At 37.0% G+C, this 20,031-nt stretch carries 14 protein-coding genes; 10 read left to right on the forward strand and 4 right to left on the reverse strand.

All coding sequences use genetic code 11. From position 1 onward, the window contains the following. The first annotated feature begins 12 nt into the window (after positions 1–12). The 6 genes from AN34_RS16375 (at position 13) to AN34_RS16400 (ending at position 9,772) form a co-directional block, all read left to right on the forward strand. Positions 13–2,391 carry a TonB-dependent receptor gene (locus AN34_RS16375; protein WP_029287087.1) on the forward strand — a complete coding sequence of 793 codons (2,379 nt, stop codon included), beginning with the start codon at positions 13–15 and terminating at the stop codon, positions 2,389–2,391. A 63-nt stretch (positions 2,392–2,454) separates the two neighbouring features. Beyond that, positions 2,455–3,165, forward strand: a complete 711-nt coding sequence (locus tag AN34_RS16380; protein WP_029287089.1) for a DUF4198 domain-containing protein — start codon at positions 2,455–2,457, stop codon at positions 3,163–3,165. A gap of 69 nt (positions 3,166–3,234) precedes the next feature. Beyond that, positions 3,235–4,437, forward strand: a complete 1,203-nt coding sequence (locus AN34_RS16385) for a PepSY domain-containing protein (protein WP_029287091.1) — start codon at positions 3,235–3,237, stop codon at positions 4,435–4,437. Between the two features lie 20 nt (positions 4,438–4,457). Continuing rightward, positions 4,458–5,378, forward strand: a complete 921-nt coding sequence (locus AN34_RS16390; RefSeq protein WP_036677442.1) for a DUF6607 family protein — start codon at positions 4,458–4,460, stop codon at positions 5,376–5,378. 148 nt (positions 5,379–5,526) lie between these two features. After that, complete coding sequence (locus AN34_RS16395; protein WP_029287095.1) at positions 5,527–6,666, forward strand: M28 family metallopeptidase; 1,140 nt, start codon at positions 5,527–5,529, stop codon at positions 6,664–6,666. A 331-nt stretch (positions 6,667–6,997) separates the two neighbouring features. After that, positions 6,998–9,772 carry an outer membrane beta-barrel protein gene (locus AN34_RS16400; RefSeq protein WP_029287097.1) on the forward strand — a complete coding sequence of 925 codons (2,775 nt, stop codon included), beginning with the start codon at positions 6,998–7,000 and terminating at the stop codon, positions 9,770–9,772. 78 nt (positions 9,773–9,850) lie between these two features. Here the strand turns inward: AN34_RS16400 and AN34_RS16405 are convergent, their stop codons facing one another. After that, a complete protein-coding gene (locus tag AN34_RS16405; RefSeq protein ID WP_369818098.1) occupies positions 9,851–10,612 on the reverse strand; it encodes a class I SAM-dependent methyltransferase in 762 nt (253 codons plus the stop codon). A gap of 200 nt (positions 10,613–10,812) precedes the next feature. On the opposite strand from AN34_RS16405, the gene AN34_RS16410 reads away from it, so the two are divergent. Next, entirely contained in the window at positions 10,813–12,129 is a 1,317-nt protein-coding gene (locus tag AN34_RS16410; RefSeq protein WP_029287101.1) for a hypothetical protein, read from the forward strand. A 264-nt stretch (positions 12,130–12,393) separates the two neighbouring features. Here the strand turns inward: AN34_RS16410 and AN34_RS16415 are convergent, their stop codons facing one another. Both AN34_RS16415 and AN34_RS16420 read right to left on the reverse strand, forming a co-directional pair. After that, on the reverse strand, positions 12,394–13,791 hold the full coding sequence (locus AN34_RS16415; RefSeq protein ID WP_029287103.1) for an MBL fold metallo-hydrolase RNA specificity domain-containing protein: 1,398 nt from the start codon (positions 13,789–13,791) through the stop codon (positions 12,394–12,396). Between the two features lie 55 nt (positions 13,792–13,846). Next, the gene (locus tag AN34_RS16420; RefSeq protein ID WP_029287105.1) at positions 13,847–14,074 is read right to left on the reverse strand and encodes a YtxH domain-containing protein; all 228 of its coding nucleotides are present in this window, start codon (positions 14,072–14,074) and stop codon (positions 13,847–13,849) included. Between the two features lie 79 nt (positions 14,075–14,153). On the opposite strand from AN34_RS16420, the gene AN34_RS16425 reads away from it, so the two are divergent. Further along, complete coding sequence (locus tag AN34_RS16425) at positions 14,154–14,777, forward strand: HAD family hydrolase (RefSeq protein ID WP_051666688.1); 624 nt, start codon at positions 14,154–14,156, stop codon at positions 14,775–14,777. 40 nt (positions 14,778–14,817) lie between these two features. Here the strand turns inward: AN34_RS16425 and AN34_RS16430 are convergent, their stop codons facing one another. Beyond that, positions 14,818–16,401 carry a DUF6600 domain-containing protein gene (locus tag AN34_RS16430; RefSeq protein ID WP_029287109.1) on the reverse strand — a complete coding sequence of 528 codons (1,584 nt, stop codon included), beginning with the start codon at positions 16,399–16,401 and terminating at the stop codon, positions 14,818–14,820. Between the two features lie 277 nt (positions 16,402–16,678). On the opposite strand from AN34_RS16430, the gene AN34_RS16435 reads away from it, so the two are divergent. Beyond that, positions 16,679–17,380 carry an SAM-dependent methyltransferase gene (locus AN34_RS16435; RefSeq protein ID WP_029287111.1) on the forward strand — a complete coding sequence of 234 codons (702 nt, stop codon included), beginning with the start codon at positions 16,679–16,681 and terminating at the stop codon, positions 17,378–17,380. 278 nt (positions 17,381–17,658) lie between these two features. Beyond that, positions 17,659–19,950, forward strand: a complete 2,292-nt coding sequence (locus AN34_RS16440) for a Tex family protein (protein ID WP_029287113.1) — start codon at positions 17,659–17,661, stop codon at positions 19,948–19,950. Positions 19,951–20,031 lie beyond the last annotated feature (81 nt).

Genomic DNA, 20,031 nt, shown 5'->3' on the forward strand with positions numbered 1-20,031 from the left:
TCCATCCTTAAAATGAGATTATTAACACTAACAGCAGCGATGCTGATGATCAGTCTGATTACTTTTGCGCAACAAGTTGCCACCATTAAGGGAAAAGTAAGCACCTCAAACGGTCGCCCTGCACCTTTTATTACCATAGGCTTGAAGGATAAAGGTCAGGGTACCACTTCAGATGATGCCGGTAACTTTACCATTCACCGGGTAAAACCAGGAACATATACGATTGTGGCCTCTGCCGTAGGCATCAAAGCATCAGAACAATCCATAACGATAACCGCCGGAGATAGTAAGGTGGTTAACTTTACATTGGTAGAAACCGATCAGGCTTTGGAAGAAGTTACCGTTGCTGGTAAAAACAATAGATACAAGATAGGTTTACCTTCTGCTTCCTTACGTTTAAATGAGCCACTTTTAGAAGCCCCTCAAAACATACAAACCGTAAGTGATCAGGTAATCAAAGACCAGCAAATCATCAGCATGAGCGATGGTTTAATTAGAAATGTAAGTGGTGCTACCCGAATAGAACATTGGGGTGATATGTATACCAATATTACCATGCGTGGTTCACAAATTCAGGCCATGAGAAATGGCTTTAATGTAGTATCATCATTTTGGGGACCATTAACTGAAGATATGAGCTTTGTTGATCATATTTATTTTGTTAAAGGCCCGGCAGGTTTTATGCTAGGAAATGGTGATCCAAGTGGCATGTATAATGTAGTGACTAAAAAACCTACAGGTTTTAACCGTGGTGAGGTTTCCTTTACATTAGGAAGTTACGATTTATACCGCACCGCAATTGATTTCGACCGCAAGTTAACGAATGACGGAAAACTGTTATTCAGATTAAATGGTGCAGTACAAAATAAAAGATCTTTCAGGCCTTATGAGCAAAACGATCGCTACAGTATTGCTCCGGTATTGAGTTATCAGATAACAAACCGCACCAAAATTACGGCAGAATATACTTTTCAAAATGCGAAGATGACTGAGGTGGGATCATACTATATTTTCTCGCCAAATGGTTATGCAACCTATCCTAGGGAGCGAACCATGACACAGCCTGGAATACCTCCAACGCGTATTAATGACCAGAGTTTATTTTTAAACCTACAGCACAATTTTGATGATAACTGGAAATTAACGGCACAGGCAGCATATTTTAAGTATAACCAGGTAGGCTACAGTTCTTGGCCATCTGCCGTGAATGCCAATGGTACAGTCATTAGAAATGTGGCCATTTGGGATGCGGAAAGCAGCATGAAACTGGCTCAATTATTCATCAATGGAAAGGTAAAAACCGGTGGCATTAACCACCGCATTTTGGCAGGTTTTGATGGTGGAAAAAAGAATTACATGGCTGATTGGGGTCAATCGCATAATTTAGATTTACCTACGGCTCCATTTGATTTAAATAATCCAAACTATGGTTTTCCTTTAAATGGTTATCCGGCATTTGATCGCACAACTCCATTAACACAAAGAGCCATCAACGCTGGTGGGTTAATGGATTCAAAATATTTAAGTGGTTATGCACAAGATGAGCTAGGTTTTTTCAATAATAAAGTACGTTTAACATTGGCTGGTCGCTATACTTATGTAAATCAATCAGCATGGGGCGGCGAAGCTTATTCGGCTAAAAAAGTAACTCCTAGAGTGGGCTTAAGTGTATCCATTGATAAAAATACAGCAGTATATGCTGTTTATGATGAAGCCTTCACCCCACAAAGTGGCTTAATCCGCGATGGTGGTAAGGTACAACCGATTACCGGTACGAATAATGAAATTGGTATTAAGAAAGATTGGTTTGACGGCAAATGGAATACTACCCTTTCGGTTTATCGCATTCTTAAACAAAATGAGCTAACAGCTGATCCTACAAATACACCTGGAACAAACTTCAGTGTTGTTTTAGGCGAGAAAAGATCTCAGGGTGTTGAGTTTGATCTAAGAGGTAAACTTACAGATGGTTTGACGTTAATTGCCAATTATGCCTACACAGATTCTAAAGTAACTGAGGTTACACCAGGCGTTGCAGGCATTAATGTGGGAGACGTTGTTCCGGGTTTTGCCAAACACGTTTCAAACGGTTGGTTAACTTATACCTTACAAGATGGCGCACTAAAAGGCTCAGGAATTTCTGCTGGCTTTACTTACCTTGCTGGCCGTGCAACCGATACCTGGAGCGTGGGTTTACAAAAATTACCCAATTACTTTAAATTAGATGGCGGATTGTTTTATGAACGCTCGAAATTTAAAATCACCGGAAATGTATTTAACATTCTGGATAAATATTTATACAGTGGTTCCTATTACCAATATTTAAACGCCTATTACTACCAGGCAGAAGCACCAAGAAATTACAGAGTAAGTATAGCCTATAAATTTTAATCAATCAGCAAGTAGAAATTGGTCAGATAGTTTCTGCTTGCTTTTACCTAAAACCGAAATACGATGAAAACGAAATTATCACTATTACTTTTTTTCTTAGCCTTTAACCTATCAAATGTATTTTCACATGCCATATGGATTGAAACTGCATCCACAGGAAAAAAAGGTCAATCCCAGGAAGTAAAAATCTTTTTTGGGGAATACGAAGCTAACGAGCCTGATTCAACAGCAAAATGGTTCAGTAATTTAAAGGATTTTAAACTGGTGTTGATTGCACCTAACGGAACAACAAAAGTATTAACGGCTTCACCAGATTTACATTTCTATAAAGCCAGCTTCACTCCAGATCAAAATGGCACTTATAAATTATCGGTGGTACACGAAGTAGCCGATATTTACGAAAAAGGCAAATTGATGTATTATGCATTTGCTGATGTTGCTATAGGCACCAAGAAACTAAACAATGGTTTTCCGGCCAATGCAGCATTAACCATCAGGCCAGATCAATCTGTGCTTAAAGTAGGCGAATCATCTACTAATCAGCTTATTTACGACAAAAAACCTTTTGCCAAACAAAAATTAACACTGGTTAATCCCGAAAGAAAAGTTATCCCTACAGAAACTGATGCTGACGGAAAATTCATCTTTAAGCCAGAAGCAAAAGGAAATTATTTCATTGAAGCATTTACGGAAGATAAAACTGCCGGAAAGCTGAATGGAAAAGATTATGAAAAAGTTTGGCACCTGGTTACTTATACTACTCAGATCAATTAAAAACGAATGCAACATTTACAACCCATTAGCAGCATAAAACCTGCAATGGGTTAATTTATTAAAATATTGATGGCACCAACCAAACCAGTACAGAGGAAACCAACAAAATCCCGGATTCGAAAAATCAGTGATTGGCTACACTTATGGCTTGGCATCGCATCGGGACTGGTCGTTTTCCACCTGGGCATAACTGGATGTATCTTTGCATTTCAAAAAGAAATCACTGAATGGATTCATCGGAAAGAAATTTTTGTTGATGTTCCTGCTAACAGGCAAACTGTTCCACTTAGTGTTTTAAAACAAACAGCGGAGAAAGCTTTAGGTAGCAACAAACAAATTTCCTTTATTTCTACTTACCAAGAAGCAGATCGTGCCTGGGAATTTGGCACTTTTAAAGCAGGGGACCCAAAAGCTTTCTGGTATTTCGATTCTATAGACTATTACGATCTGGTACTGATTAATCCTTATACCGGAAAGGTAACAATGGTTGCCGATCACAAATATGAATTCTTTGCCATTGTTAAAATGCTCCATTGGAGTTTTCTGATCAATCATCCTATTGGTCAGCAGATTATTGGTTGGGCTACCATCATTTTTGTATTCTTACTGATTTCCGGAATAGTAATGTGGTGGCCTAAAAACCTTAAAAAATCAAATTTTGATAAAAGTTTCAAAATTAAATGGCGTGCAAAATTTAAACGGGTAAATTATGATTTACATAACGTACTGGGTTTTTATGTGATGATCATATGCCTGGCGCTGGCCCTAACCGGTATGGTTTGGGCTTTTAAATGGTTCCAAACTACGGTATATGTGGTTGCATCAAGAAGCATCACCCCTCCGGTACAGGCTGATGTGAAGTCAGATTCTACAAAAAAAATCAAAGCAAATCCGTTCGATATCGCTTTTAAAAAAGCAAAACAAACTTTTAAAGATTTCGATCGAATCGGCATGTCTCCGGCAGGAGGTGGAACAGCAACCATTTATGCCACCGGATATCACGGCAGTGAAACCTACTGGAATTTTGATGTCTTACAGTTCGATCAGTATACGGGAAAATTGTTGCATCGCAAAAAGCAAAGCGATAAAAATGCCGGCGAAGCACTCATTGGAATGAATTACGATATCCACGTGGGTGCAATACTCGGCTTACCTGGAAAAACCCTGGCCTTTTTTGCCAGTTTAATTGCCGCAAGTTTACCCATTACAGGTTTCATCATCTGGTGGGGAAAAAAGAAAAAAAAGAAAAATCCCGCAGTTGCGGATTCGTAAACCTTAACCTAAAATATAAAATGAAAATTCTGAATCTCTTAACAGTATTCATTGTACTGGTAACGGCTAATACCCATGCTCAGGATAAATTTGAGCAAGATAGAAAAGCGATTAAGTCATTAGCAGGTTTCTATAAAGTGAATTTTAACTATGCCGAAGTTACTTCTCCAAACCCTGAATATCAGTTTAGTAAACCTTACCGCAGCCATGGAAATGAGTGGGCAGAAATTATTGTTGATGAACCTAAACGAATTGTGATTCAACACATGTTAGCCATTAATGATTCTACAGTAATTAAACACTGGCGGCAGGACTGGACCTATGAGGATACTGATATAATGCATTATACACAGGATAATGCCTGGAAGAAAACTACTTTAACACCTGCTGAGGTGAAAGGAAAATGGACACAGAAAGTTTACCAGGTTGATGATAGTCCACGGTACCAGGGTTATGGAACCTGGAGCCATGTTGGCGGTCATGATGCCTGGCAAAGCGAAACAGATTCTCCACTTCCAAGAAGGGAATCAACCGTTCGGAATGACTATAATGTTTTGAACCGTGGCAGCAGAATTTATATTACAAAAGAGGGCTGGATGTTTGAGCAAGACAATAAAAAAGTTTTGCGCACGCCAAAAGGTGATCAGTTACTAGCGGTAGAAAAAGGATATGAAGAATTTACTAAAATTGACCCAAATAAATTTGAATATGCGCAAAAATGGTGGGATAGCCAAAAATCGTATTGGGCAGATGTTCGCGAAGTGTGGACGGATTTAACAAAAGCCTCACCAACGGATTTCAAAGTTAAAACCAAAGTAAATGATAAATTATTATATGAAGCACTATTTACATTAGGTGATCAATCGATTACAGATAAATGGACTTCAGCTCAAAATAAAGAAAAAATTAAAGCGTCATTACAACCCTATTTAGCCAAGTAGCATTTACCAAAACCCTATTTATAAAAGCCATTTGATTTAAAAATTAAATGGCTTTTTGCATGATTTTGTTTAGCATTTAAAAGGATATTTAACGTTTTTATCATTTAATAAGAATTTCCGCTTAGCTTTACCTGTCATGTTTTTTTTTATGAAAAAGATCTTCACGCTATTATTAATTCTTTCCAACATCGCCTGCTTCGCACAGGATTCTCTTTATGTGCGTAAAATGGTTAATACCTTAGCATCTGCTACTTTTTGGGGGCGTGGCTATACTCAAGATGGCATGAAGAAAGCTTCAGATTTCTTATCAGCAGAATATAAAAAAATAGGCTTGCTACCTATGGGAACAGACTTTAAGCAGGAATTTGCTTATCCGGTAAATACTTTTCCTGGTAAAATGTTTGTAGCCATTAACGGTAAAAAATTGATTCCAGGTAAAGACTTTATCATTAACAATGAAAGTACTGGTATCAAACAAAAAGGGAGTTTGCTAAAAATTGACAGTTTAAATTTCGTAGCAAATCCAAACCTGCATGTTCAATTAAAAGATAAGTTAACATGGTCTGTTGCTACAGCAATTGCTAATGAAACAACCGTTGAGATCAACCGTAAAAACTTCAAAGAAATACCACGTGAGATCAGCATTGATATAGAAAACAAATTTGTAGAAAACTTTATGGCAGCCAATATTTGCGGTTGGATAAAGGGAACCAAACAACCAGATTCAGTATTAATGATCACCGCACACTATGATCACTTAGGCGGAATGGGTGCAGAAACCTATTTCCCTGGCGCGAATGATAATGCTGCAGGTGTGGCCACTTTGTTAAGCCTGGCAAAATATTATAAAACGCATCCTCAGCCCTACTCTATTGGGTTTATCTGTTTTGCAGGTGAAGAAGCCGGTTTGCTCGGATCAAGATACTTCGTTGAAAATCCATTGATTCCTTTAAGCAAAATTAAATTTCTAATTAACCTGGATTTAGTTGGAACGGGTGAAAGCGGAATGACGGTTGTAAATGCAAGTGTTTACCCCAAAGCATTTTCTTTATTAAACAAAGTTAATCAGGAAAAAAAATTAATCAGTAAAATTAACTCCAGAGGGAAAGCAGCCAACAGTGATCATTATTTTTTTACCGAAAAAGGTGTTCCAGCTTTCTTCATCTACACACAGGGAGGCCCTGCAGCTTATCATGATATTTTCGACAAAGCTGAAACCTTACCACTAACCGAGTACCGTGATTTATTTAAGTTGATTGTTTGTTTCAATCAAAGGATCATGGAATAAGAAAATGCATATATTCAGTTTTATTTTTCTATCTCTTCGTTCAATTTCGAAAACTAAGCCGATTACGAATCTTTTCTAAACCGAAAACTTAACCTGTAGAAGAAAATTCCCATAGCCTGTCTGTAACTTTCTTGCATCATTTGAAATCTGTTCAGGAATAATCCTAAGTTTAACTAAACCTATAGTTGTTTTGTTGCTTGTGTTCAATTCAATCTTTGAACGCAAAAATGCTGACATGATATGTCCATCACATTTTATAAGACATTCATCACATTTTTTAAAAAGGCAAGAGTACCATTTATAATTTCAGACTTCCTAATCAGCTATTAATATGAAGAAATTCTTACTTTCTGCAATTTTATGTTTTACTTTTTTTAATCTCTTTGCACAGAAAAATGGAAGCATAACTGGCATTTTAGTAGATAGTGCTAATCATAAAAACACACTAAATTATGCTACTATTTCCGTTTATAAAGTTGGAGACAGCATTTTAACAACTTATAAACTTTCTGATGATCATGGCGTTTTTAAAATCAATGGCCTGGCAACCGGAATAAAATATCGCTTGGTTATAACAGCCTGGCAATATAGAACTTACAGAAAGGATGTAGAACTTACCGCAGATAAACCCATTTTAGATTTGGGCACACTTTATCTCTCCACAAAATCTAACGACCTCAATGAAGTGATAATTACCGCAGAAAGACCTCCTGTTATTGTCCGGAAGGATACTATTGAATTTAATGCAGAATCATTTAAAACACTTCCATCGGCTGTGGTGGAAGATCTATTAAAAAAATTGCCGGGTATACAAATCGCTGCTGATGGCTCCATCATGGTGAATGGTAAAACAGTTAGTAAAATTCTGGTGGATGGAAAGGAATTTTTTGGTGGAGACCAGCAAATTGCGACCAAGAATTTGCCTGCTAATATTATAGACAAAGTTCAGGTAGTTGATGATAAACAGGCAAAAAGACGTAATCCTGATTTAACGGCTGCTGAAATTCCTCAGGTCATCAACATGAAACTTAAAAAAGCTATTAAAAAAGGTGCCTTTGGAAAATTATATGCGGGTGGAGGCACTAAAAACCTATATCAAGCTGGTGGCCTGATAAACTTTTTCAGAGATACTACACAGGTAAGTGTATTGGCCTACGGAAATAATATCAATCAACCTGGTTTTAATCCAAATGATGTGCAAAGAATTGGCGGTTTCAACCGAAGCGGTGTAAATTCTATGATGATGAGCTCTGGTGGATATTTTGAATTTAACGGAATTAGCTTTGGCGGAAGTTACAGCGGAATTCAAAAGTCATCTGGAGGAGGTTTCAACTTTAATACATTAACTAAAAAAGGAATAAAGATAAACACACAGTATTTCTTCGGCAGAAATGATAATTTACTGGAGAGACTAACCAATACCAACCAAACCCTGGGAGAGGATAGGTTAGTAACCAATGCAAATGAAAATACCGGTTCACTAACATTAAAACATAATATTGCCGGGAAAATTGATTGGCAGATAGACTCACTAACCCAGTTAACCATTGAGCCTTTTCTGGTATTGAACTCCAATAATTCCGTAAGCAGAAATTATTCAACCAATACCAATGCTGCGGGACAATTGCTCAATACCCTTCAAAACTTAAATAACATCAATTCATCTAACAATAAATATCAGCTGGTAGCCGATCTAAGTAAAGATTTTAAGAAAGCTGGAAGATCATTTAATATCGGATTTGATATATCCACCAAACCCAACCCTAATTTAAACTATAATCAAAGTAGGAATATCATCTTTTTAACGCCTTCTACAACTGAAATAGATCAATTGAGAAACAATCAAATCGAAAATTTCAGAACGTATATTTATACGAATTACAGCGAACCCATTAGTAAAAAACTTAGCTTTAAGATTGATTTAAGTGGCAATATCATCAATAATGAGAATGCGCTTAGCACTTTTTATAAAAACCAGGCCAATCAGTTATATGATATTGTTATTCCGAATCTAAGCCAAATGGTTGAACAAACAGGCTTTAAAACAAACACAAATGTGAGCTTGAATTATAAAATCACCAAAGATTTTAATTTGCAGCCTGGAGTGGTACACAATTATATTTCCCTTAACAACCGTTTTAGCAATTCAAACTACCTTAACCAACGCTATCATTTCATTTGGCCAACATTTCAATTAAAGTATAAAATATTCCGCATCAATTATTCGGCACAGTTTACAGAACCTAATGTAAGCTATTTACAGCCCGTAGCAGATAATACAAATGCCTTGTATATCCGCAATGGTAATCCAAATTTATTACCTGCCCGAACACAAAATTTAAGTTTAAATATGTACAAATACGATCCACAACACCTAATCAATTATAATGTATACGGTTATGGAAACTTTACTAAAAACGGAATTGTAAACACCGTAAACATCAGCAATGGTATACAAACGGTAACCCCGATTAATGCAAGTGGGATATATAGTTTTAATGGAGGGGCCAATGGCGCCAAAGATTTCAAATTCAATAAAACAAGCTTAAAGCTAGGCTTAGGTTTCTGGGCTAATTTTAATCACATGCCAGTTATTGTAAATAATATCAGAAGTAATGCTAATGTATTTTATGTAGGGCCAAATGGAAGCATTCGCCTTAATCTGAATGATTTGGTAGAAATCAACCAATCGTATTCTATTAATTTAAACCGCAGTCGTTACCAGGATAATTTCTACACTAACTTAAGCTACAACACACAAAACAGTACTTCTGAACTCATTATCAGATATCCTAAAAAAATTGTTCTTGAAACCAATTTTGCCCTGACTGCAAATACGCAACAAATTGCAGGCTATAACAACAACATCAAACTTTGGAATGCAGCCATCACCTATCTTTTTATGAAGAATGATAAGCTTCAGCTGAAACTTGCAGTGAATGACATATTGCAGAGCAATGTGCGTCGGTCTATTGAAATTACAGGAAACAGTGTAGTGGATTATCAAACCAATAATTTAGGCAGATACGGTATGTTAACCCTAACTTATAATATCCAGAACTTTGGGCAGAAAGTTGGTGGCAGGCAAACCATGTTTAGTTTTTAAATTTGTCAGATCTTTATTATCAGGTACAAAGTAATCTCATTTGCGATTAAGATTGCTTCGTGCTTCGCCTTGACGAATTTATGCTAATGTTAATTTCACCAGGTACTGGTCTTCACCATCATCAAAAATCATTTCACAATTCCAGCCAGTTTCCTTTGCAATGGCTTTGATCGTTTCTTCATCGATATAAACCCAATTAAACCAACCGCCTTTTTTGCCTTGATATTCATATTGATAGGAAACCTCACCAAAATAATGATAAAGCGGCTTAGCCAAACCTTCATATAAATACGAAATATCAGATGAATCGAAAATCACTTGTCCGCCCGGATTGAGCAGGTCTTTTATTTTGATCAGGAAATCTTTAAAGCCAGAAAGTGTTCCGGTTAAGCCAATGCCATTCATTAACATTAAGATGGTATCAAACTTTTCGTGGTAAGTGAAGACATCCTGAAGCATGGCTTTTTCTACGCCACGATCTTTCATAATATCAACCGCAGCTGCTGATACATCAATAGCGGTTATATCAATATTAAAAGCCTGTAAGAGTAAAGCATGACTCCCTACCCCTGCACCAATATCTAAAACTTTTCCAGTACACATATGCAGTGCTTGTAACTCTAAAACCGGCATTTCTTCATCATCACGAAAGAAAAATTCGAGTGGCATTTCTTCCGGTTCGCCATAAGAATTGTGTAACCAAAGTGTATCGGCTTCGCCGGTTTTATAAATATCAGTAAGTGCCTGACCAAAAACATCCATGATACAAAGATAGGAAGAAAGGCGAGAGGAAATTAAATTATAAATACTGATTCCTTTATGATATTTAAGATCAAACATACTTCAAGAATGATCGAAATAATTTGTATTCCGAGTAAATCCCTGCCTTATTTAATAAACATATATTTTTTACATTAAATTATTTAGAATAAAACTAAATAATCTAATTTGCTATATTTGTATATTATTTAAAAATACAAAATTTGTAATAAAAAAATATTCTCAAACTATTTTATCACATCTTTAAAAACTAAAAACTTATGAAAAAAGCTAATTTAAAATTGATTATCCTGTTTCTGATCCTTTGCGTAGGGATATATGGCTGCAGAAAGGATGAAGAGACAACTACAAATAATGAATTTACCGTCAGTAAAGCAAAAGAATATTATATTGAAAATAAAAAAACTTATTTTAAAAGTAGTTTATTATTTTCCGAGGGGGATTTTAATGAGAACACTGAGGATACTATAATGTGGGAAAAAGGTCAAATCAATACCATTTCCGAATACAGTGTAGTAGAAGTTCCCGTTGCAAATAAACATAGATCAGTTATGTTGTATAATCTTGGTTTTACAAATGGGCAGATTGATGATATCCGGATAGAGAATTCATTTTCTAGACTTATGATATACCAAGATAAAATAGGAAAGACAATAGAATCAAAAATTATTACTTATATCCCTGATGAAAGCTTTGTAAGAAGCTACAAGTCAAACAATAACAACATCTCCCTTGATACAAAAAAATCTAGTTTTACAGGTTTTATTGAATATAGGGAGCTGAATAGAAAAACCATTTCACTCTTTCGTATAGAGAATGGTAAACAAAAGGAAAATTTTTCTCTTGATCAAAAAGAAACAAATACAGCCATTAGAGAAAAATTAAATCAAAAAGGGAGTGAAAAAACAGCTAGTGTAAATAAACTTTCCGTGGCAACGGGCTGTACATCCATATGTACGCCAAGATATGGAACGGTTTGTGCTGGACCAGGCGGAGGCAATGGGCCTCAAGATAAAGATAGATTCTGTAAAACCGAGCTTTTAGGCATGACATGTATACCAGTATGTTCTGGATCAGGTCCTAGCGGGCCTGTACCTGGTGCAGGAAATGGAAGTGTTAATATAAATGATGGAGATACATTTGTTACAAATAACAATATAGATAAAACAAAAGCTAAAAAGTTCTCTTCAGTTAAAGAGCTTAACGATTATGTAAATAAGATTCGCGAAGAAATATCAAAAAATATAGTAGCAGAAAAAACAGGAAGAATTAGATATAATGTAGATGGCATTTCCGGTATTGACGTTAATGTTAAACTAAGCAATACGGAAAACTCAATCTATAAAGTTGAAAACGTTACTTCTGGAATTTGGGGTTTAGCGCCTTTTATGGACTGGAGTCAAAGTGATTTTAGCCAAAATGTAAATGCAGATAATATTACAAGATTAGAAGTACTAGGATATTTAAGTATGAATTTTATTTTAGAAGACATTGGACGGATATATAGTATGAGAATAACATTTACCATTGATATAAATAATCGATCGGGTGAATTTGTAGCTACTAAAGTAAAATAATATATCAAAATGTTATGAAAGACCTGGAAACAACGCATTTTATATGGCAGATCTTAGCGCTTAAGATAGCCATTACAATTATTTTCGTAGTTGTAATATATTTTATAGTGAAATATATAAAAAGATATTTTCGTAATTAATTTGTATCAATAAAATTATTTAGGCAAGTATATTTGACTATATATACTTGCCTGAATTAATAAATAATTTAGAAAAATGTATCTAATAATCCCTTCTCATTTTGGTAGAACTTGAAAAGTCAGCCTATAAATCAAATTCCTGGTGATACTCCGGAATGGCTACATGCTTAAACCCATGATCTTTTAAACGCGCTGCAAAGCTTTGTTGCACTTCATATTCTCCATGAACCAGAAACAATTGCTTCACTTTTGCAGGGTCCTGACAGGAAAGAAATTTCAATAAATCATCGTAATCGCCATGCGCACTCATCGATTTAATGGATTGAATTTCTGCTTTCACATCATACTCATCCTTGAAAATTTCTACTACTTTTTTACCTGCAATTAATTGTCCACCCAATGAATTGGGCTCACAGTAGCCTACCATCAAAATGGTGTTTTTATGGTTTCCTATATTGTTTCTGATGTGGTGCTTTACACGTCCCGCATCAGCCATACCCGAAGCAGAAATAATCACGCAAGGTCTTGGGTCTTCATTTAAGGCTTTAGATTCCTCTACACTTTCAATAAACCGCAATCCTTTGAAACCAAAAATATCATGATCTACTTTTAAAATCTCCTTTACACCATTATTATAAACTTCTGGATGATTCCTTAAAATTTCAGTCGCTTTTGAGGATAGTGGACTATCTACATAATAGGGAACATCTGGTAACTTACCTTTTAATTCCAGACCATTTAATGCATAAAGCAATTCCTGCGTTCTTCCTACAGCAAAAGCAGGAATAATCACTTTTCCTTTTTTAACCTCGCAGGTGTTCTGGATAATTTCCAGGAGCATATTTTCAATTGGATCGAGGTCTTTGTGTAAAGAATCGCCATAGGTAGATTCCATTAAAATATAGTCTGCCTGATCAAAATGTTGCGGACTTTTTAGCAACAAATCGCCATAGCGGCCCACATCACCAGAAAAGGTTATACGTGTAGATTTGCCATTTTCTTTAATGGTTAAATGAACGGCTGCACTGCCTAAGATATGACCATCATCAGTTAATCGGAGGCGAATGTTTTCATCAATTTCAAAATCCTCTTCGTAGTCTACAATCTTCATCAGGCTTAATGTTTTCGCAACATCTTCATCCGTATAAAGTGCTTCTTCCATTTCTTCCCCTTCCCGGCGATGGCGATTAGAAAATTCAGCATCCTGCATTTGAATTTTAGCAGAATCCATCATTAAAATTCGTCCTAAATCCATTGTAGCAGCCGTACAGAAAATCTTTCCATTAAAGCCATCTGCTACCAGTTTAGGTAATAAGCCACAATGGTCTATATGTGCATGAGATAGAATTACATAATTAACTGATTTAACATCGAAACCAAAAAAGTCATTTAGCCTTTCAGTTACATGCCCCATTCCCTGGAACAGGCCGCAATCTAATAGTATTTGGGTATTATTATCTAATGTAATGAGGTGTTTACTACCTGTAACCGTACGGGCAGCACCATGAAAGGCAATCTTCATTAAGGTGTGGTTAGAAATACAAAAAGAAAATGCCGGAATATCCGGCATTTTAATATTAAGCTTTTACTTCTGATATTTTATCTTTCACCTTGTCAGCCACATCTGATGCTCTATCGGCTAAACCTGCTAATTTATCTTTTGAAGCATCTAATAGATCAGCAAAAAAGTCTGATAATTTACCTTTAAGATCGTTAGAAGAATCTGAAGATAATGCCAATGCGATTGTTGCGCCTAATGCTGCTCCTGCTAACACGCCTACTATGATTTTCGTCTCTTTTTTCATGGTTTTAGTTATTTATCTAATTAAACATATTTAACGATAAGGTGTTTTATTTTTTTTATCTTACAAAAACCAATCCACAATGAAGCAGATATTTTTTATAGACCTGGACAATACCATATACTTTACCAAACCTAACGAAGAACAGTTGATGAGTGCTTTGTACCAATTTCTGGACGAGCAGCATCTGGGCATTTCCGCAGCACAATATCAGGCGGCAAAAAACGAAATGCTACGCACTCCATTCCAAAAGGTGGCAGAGAAATACGGTTTCAGGCCCGAAGCCATGGAAAATATTATTGCATTTTTAAATTCAAGGGAAGTAACCAAACCCTTAAAACCTTCAGATGATTATCATTTGATAAAAGCATTAAAGGGAAGAAAATTTATAGTAACGGCTGGCTTTTACAAGCAGCAAACCTCGAAGGTAAAAATGCTTGGAATTGCCAATGATTTTGAAGAAGTATGTGTGGTAGATGTAACCGTTTCTAATAAAAAAGAGGCCTTTCAAAAACTGATAGACCAACATAAATTAAATAAAGCAGAAATTTTAATTATTGGCGATGATGCCGATTCGGAAATTAAATTTGGCCTTGAACTTGGAATAGAAACTTTTTTGTTAGACCCGGAAAATCGATTTCCTAATGCAGAAACTACCTATAAAGGTACTGACTTGAGTAATCTAAAATTAGCAGCCGGCCAGTAAGTATAAAAAAGGTCCCGATGAAAATCGGGACCTTATAATTTTATCCTCTACCTCCTCTGGATGGTCTTCCTCCTTCACCACCACTTCTTTCACCACCTCCTCTTTGTTGTTGTTGTTGTTGCGGAGCAGACTCTGTTCTTCTTTGCTCCTGTCTTTGTTGCATTTGCTGCGAACGTTGTTGTTCCATCTGTTGATTACGTTGTTGCTGCATTTGCTCATTACGCTGAGCTCTTTGCTGTTCCATCTGCTGTGAACGTTGTTGCTGCATCTGCTCATTACGTTGAGCCCTTTCTTGTTGCTGCGCCTGTAACTGCTGATTTCTTTGCTGTTCTACCTGCTGTGAACGTTGTTGCTGCATTTGCTCATTGCGTTGAGCTCTTTGTTGTTCCATTTGTTGTGAACGCTGCTGCTGTTCAAGCTGACCGCGTTGTTGCTGAACCTGAATATCACGTTGAGCACGTTGCTGATCCATATTCATGCGATCTTGTTGCGCACGTTGCTGACGGATTTGATCTGTTTGCTGTTGAACTTGACCTCTGCTTATGTTTTCCTGCGCATTTCTTTGATCAATTCCATTAGTATTTCCACGCCCGATTCTGCCATTGGCATTTCGATCATAAGCTTCACCTCTATTGGGTTGATTAACCGTATTGCCCTGGCCAGCATCATTACCTCTGTTTGGCCTTACATTGCGATTATCATTGTTTACCCCAACACGGTTATTCCCATTTTGGTCATTGTTCGTTCCACCACGTTGATCGCGATTAACCAATCCTTCATTTCTTCCGCCACGACCAATTCCTGCATTTCCTTGTTCAAATCTTCTTGGTGCAGCGTTGCGGTTATCTACAGCATTACGCTCTGGTCTTGGTCTGTAAATCGACACTTCCCTGCCACCAATTCTACTAGCTCCTGGTCTGCTGCTTTGATCAAAGCGATAAACAGTTACGTCACGATTAGTGGCACGTCTGATGTCTTCCACCCTTGGACCACCGTAATAACTTCTTCTATTATAAACATAAGTATTATTAATGATGGTAGTGTTACGGATGTACACGTTATTTCTGCCATAATCATATCTCGGAAAAGTATTTATATAGATATTGCGTTGTGGAATAAAGTTCCAGCAAAATTCTGGTACTGAATACCTACGTCCAAAGCTTAAATTAATATTAATGCTAGGTGCCATAGGTGCCCAGCCATAATAGCCATCACCACTTCTCCAATCTACCCATGCCGGCCCCCAATTGGTATCAGGTAACCAAATCCACTGGCGATAGCTGTTAATTACCCAGCGGCCATAGTGGAAAGGTGCCCATCCCCAATCATAATTGGAAACCCAGGTATTACCATATTCTGTCATCGCCCAGCGTCCATTGGTATAATATGGACGGAATTCATTTTGATCTACATCCGGACGCCATACATAACCATATTGCGGATCCTGAATCCAGGTTCCATAAGGTGTAAGTTCATCGTAAAAGGTTTGCAAAGAAACGTTACCAGTGCTGTAACCCTCATTCTGGTAATCATTTTGATAGTCCTGTGCCCTGACTAAGGTGGTGGTTCCGGCGAGGAGCGTGAAAAGCCCCAGCACAATTGCCGATTTTTTCAGTGTTTTCATTTGTGTGTTTATTTAATAACCTAACTTGTGTGTATCAATTAGAGCACCAAAAACGCTCATGGTTTAATATGCTAGCATAGTTTCCCTATTTTCTTTGAAATATGAATATTAAGACCATATTTAACACTTATTTAACGTTTTACACCTGACATAATTGTGCTGAAAACCAGTCATTTTGAAATAAAATTTGCTACACCATTGTTTATAAAAAAGATTATACGGCAGGCATCGCAAATTTTAGAACTTAAATCCTATTTATTGTAAGTATTTTTGTGCTATGCAAAACGGCACATTATATCTTATTCCTGTTCCTCTGGCAGAAGAGGCAGCACATAAAACCTTTACTCCTTTTTTGGTTGACACCATTAACCAAATTGACACTTATATTGTTGAAAATAGTAAAACGGCCCGTCGGTTTTTAAAAGAAGCTGGCTTAAAAACACCTCAAAAAGATTTAATCGTTCATGATTACGGAAAACATAACCGTACCGATTTAGGCCAGTTTTTTGTAGAGCTCGTTGCAGGGAAAGATGTTGGCCTGATGAGTGAAGCAGGTTGCCCAGGCATTGCAGACCCGGGCGCAGATATTGTGGCCGAAGCACATAAACGTGGAATTAAAGTGGTGCCATTGGTTGGTCCAAGCTCAATTCTATTGGCTTTAATGGCTTCGGGTTTTAACGGCCAGAGTTTTGCTTTCTGGGGATATTTACCAATTGATAAAGAACAACGCACCAAGCGCATTAAAGATTTAGATTTATCTGCCAGTCGCTATAAGCAAACGCAAATCTTTATCGAAACACCCTTTCGCAATAATCAATTATTTGAAGAGGTATTAAAAAGCTGTAAACCAAATACACAGGTTTGCGTAGCAAGCAATTTAACTTCAGAAGATGAATATATTAAAACTCAAAGCGTTTACAACTGGCGGAAAGAAGAAATAGACCTTCATAAAAAGCCTACTATATTTTTATTGTATTAAATCATTAATGGTCTGTGTCTCACAGACCATTTTTTCCATTAAGTTACCTGAAACTGTACGCCAAAATATTCTTATCATACCGGCCTAAAAACAATCGTAAGAAAGATCTCTAAAAAACGAGACCAACTATGATGATGTATTTCAGTTGCTTTTTAAATCAAAAAAGATAAGTATTCTAAAAATTTTCCCACACTTTTCGGTGGAAAACTTGATCTTAAAAATCCTTAAATCCCGCAAATCCTGACTAGCTTTGCTCCCTTTAAATTTTAAAAAAGAATATGTTAGCTCATCATAAAATAATAGCTGCTGAATTAAAAATCGCAGAAAAACAAGTAACCGCTACGTTAAATTTATTAGATGAAGGTGCCACTGTACCTTTCATTTCCCGATACCGGAAAGAATTAACAGGAAGCTTGGATGAAGTTGAAGTTGCCGCTATCCGTGACAGGGCATTGCAATTACGTGATCTGGATAAGCGCCGTGAAGCGATTTTAAAATCAATGACGGAACTTGGAAAGCTAACACCGGAACTGGAGAAAAAAATTAATGAAGCAGAAACCATTTCACTTTTAGAAGACATCTATCTTCCTTTTAAACCGAAGCGCAAAACTCGTGCTTCAGTGGCCAGAGAAAAAGGTTTGGAACCTTTGGCTTTGCAAATTTTTGATCAGGAACATTTCGATCTGGATGCTGAAGCCAACAAATTTATTGATGCGGAAAAAGGTGTAAATACACTGGATGAAGCCCTGGCCGGAGCAAGAGATATTATAGCTGAAATGATTTCGGAAAATGTGGAAGCCAGAACTAAAATGCGTTCTTATTTTCAGGAAAAAGCGGTATTTAAAGCAGAAGTGATTAAAGGGAAAGAAGAGGAAGGCATTAAATACAAAGATTATTTCGAATGGAATGAACCTGTTAAAACTGCTGCTTCACATCGGGTGTTAGCCATGCGCCGGGGAGAAAAAGAGTCAATTTTAAGGTTAGATGCTTTACCTCCAGCTGAAGATGCTTTAGTTATCCTGGAGAATCAATTTGTAACTGGCAAAAATACCGCATCGAAACAAGTTCAGCAAGCATTAGAAGATGGTTATAAAAGATTGCTGGAACCAGCCATGGAAACTGAACTTCGGGTGCTAACTAAACAAAAAGCCGATGAAGAAGCCATTAAAGTTTTTGCGGAAAATGCACGTCAACTTTTGTTGGCTGCCCCAATGGGACAAAAAAATGTATTGGCCATCGACCCAGGTTTTCGTACCGGCTGTAAGGTAGTGTGTTTGGATAAACAAGGTCAGCTTTTAGAAAACACGGCCATTTATCCGCACACCGGACAAGGCAATGTAAAAAATGCAGAAGCCACCATCAAACAGCTTTGCGAAAAACATCATATTGAAGCCATTGCTATCGGTAATGGAACGGCAGGTAGAGAAACAGAATCATTTATTCGTGGTTTAAATATCCCAAATGCTACCATTGTAATGGTCAATGAAAGCGGTGCATCTATTTACTCTGCATCAGAAGTGGCAAGAGAAGAGTTCCCTACCCAAGACATTACCGTTCGGGGAGCGGTTTCTATTGGTCGCCGCTTGATGGATCCATTAGCTGAATTGGTAAAGATCGATCCAAAATCAATTGGTGTAGGCCAGTATCAGCATGATGTAGACCAGAGCAAGCTGCAAGCCAGCTTAGATGATACCGTAATTAGTGCAGTGAATGCTGTTGGCGTGGAATTAAATACAGCATCAAAACAAATTCTGGCTTATGTTTCTGGCCTCGGACCAACACTGGCGCAAAATATTGTAGATTATAGGAACACAAATGGTGCTTTTAAAAACCGGGCAAGCTTGAAAAAAGTTCCCCGTTTGGGCGATAAAGCTTATGAACAAGCAGCGGGTTTCTTACGTATTCGCAACGCCGAAAATGTTTTAGATACTAGTGGTGTTCACCCTGAACGTTATGCGGTTGTAGATCAAATGGCTAAAGATTTAGGTACTTCGGTTTCGGCATTAATGAAAGATCCGCAATTGCAAAAGCAGATTAAGCCACAACAATATGTTACGGATGAAATCGGTTTACCCACCTTGAATGATATCTTAAAGGAATTGGCTAAACCAGGTCGCGACCCAAGAGAGCAGTTTGAGGCTTTCAGCTTTACTGAAGGGGTAAATGAAATTGCCGATTTAAGAGTGGGCATGAAGTTACCGGGAATTGTAACCAACATTACTAATTTCGGCGCATTTGTAGATATTGGCGTCCACCAGGATGGCTTGGTGCATACCAGTCAATTAGCGAATCGTTTTGTGGCTAATCCAAATGATATTGTTAAAGTTCATCAAAAAGTAGAAGTAACTGTAATGGAGGTTGATACAGCCCGCAAACGCATTTCCTTATCGATGAAAACTGAGGTTGGTCAAAAGTCTGAAGTCAGGAGTCCGAAGTCTAAAGAGCAAAAGCCAAAACAAGATTTTAAGCCTCAGGCAGGAAAATCAACTTTCAAACCAAAGCAAGAAAAAAAAGATGCTGATGGTGATTTGCAGGAAAAATTAGCAAAATTGAAAGGAATGTTTAAATAATTTTTTACCACCTAAGTTAACGCAAAGGTTTCTTAGGTATAAATTAAAAGCTGTCAAATATTTCTAAAGTAAAATGGAGAT

The organism is Pedobacter sp. R20-19, assembly GCF_000708265.2.
Classification (GTDB): Bacteria; Bacteroidota; Bacteroidia; order Sphingobacteriales; family Sphingobacteriaceae; genus Pedobacter.

Bases quoted from the DNA above. Each gene is read 5' to 3' on its own strand.
- AN34_RS16440 (WP_029287113.1), top strand. From the start codon at position 17,659: ATGTTAGCTCATCATAAAATAATAGCTGCTGAATTAAAAATCGCAGAA.
- AN34_RS16425 (WP_051666688.1), top strand. From the start codon at position 14,154: ATGAAGCAGATATTTTTTATAGACCTGGACAATACCATATACTTTACC.
- AN34_RS16395 (WP_029287095.1), top strand. From the start codon at position 5,527: ATGAAAAAGATCTTCACGCTATTATTAATTCTTTCCAACATCGCCTGC.
- AN34_RS16415 (WP_029287103.1), bottom strand. From the start codon at position 13,791: ATGAAGATTGCCTTTCATGGTGCTGCCCGTACGGTTACAGGTAGTAAA.
- AN34_RS16400 (WP_029287097.1), top strand. From the start codon at position 6,998: ATGAAGAAATTCTTACTTTCTGCAATTTTATGTTTTACTTTTTTTAAT.
- AN34_RS16390 (WP_036677442.1), top strand. From the start codon at position 4,458: ATGAAAATTCTGAATCTCTTAACAGTATTCATTGTACTGGTAACGGCT.
- AN34_RS16385 (WP_029287091.1), top strand. From the start codon at position 3,235: ATGGCACCAACCAAACCAGTACAGAGGAAACCAACAAAATCCCGGATT.
- AN34_RS16380 (WP_029287089.1), top strand. From the start codon at position 2,455: ATGAAAACGAAATTATCACTATTACTTTTTTTCTTAGCCTTTAACCTA.
- AN34_RS16405 (WP_369818098.1), bottom strand. From the start codon at position 10,612: ATGTTTGATCTTAAATATCATAAAGGAATCAGTATTTATAATTTAATT.
- AN34_RS16410 (WP_029287101.1), top strand. From the start codon at position 10,813: ATGAAAAAAGCTAATTTAAAATTGATTATCCTGTTTCTGATCCTTTGC.
- AN34_RS16375 (WP_029287087.1), top strand. From the start codon at position 13: ATGAGATTATTAACACTAACAGCAGCGATGCTGATGATCAGTCTGATT.
- AN34_RS16435 (WP_029287111.1), top strand. From the start codon at position 16,679: ATGCAAAACGGCACATTATATCTTATTCCTGTTCCTCTGGCAGAAGAG.
- AN34_RS16420 (WP_029287105.1), bottom strand. From the start codon at position 14,074: ATGAAAAAAGAGACGAAAATCATAGTAGGCGTGTTAGCAGGAGCAGCA.
- AN34_RS16430 (WP_029287109.1), bottom strand. From the start codon at position 16,401: ATGAAAACACTGAAAAAATCGGCAATTGTGCTGGGGCTTTTCACGCTC.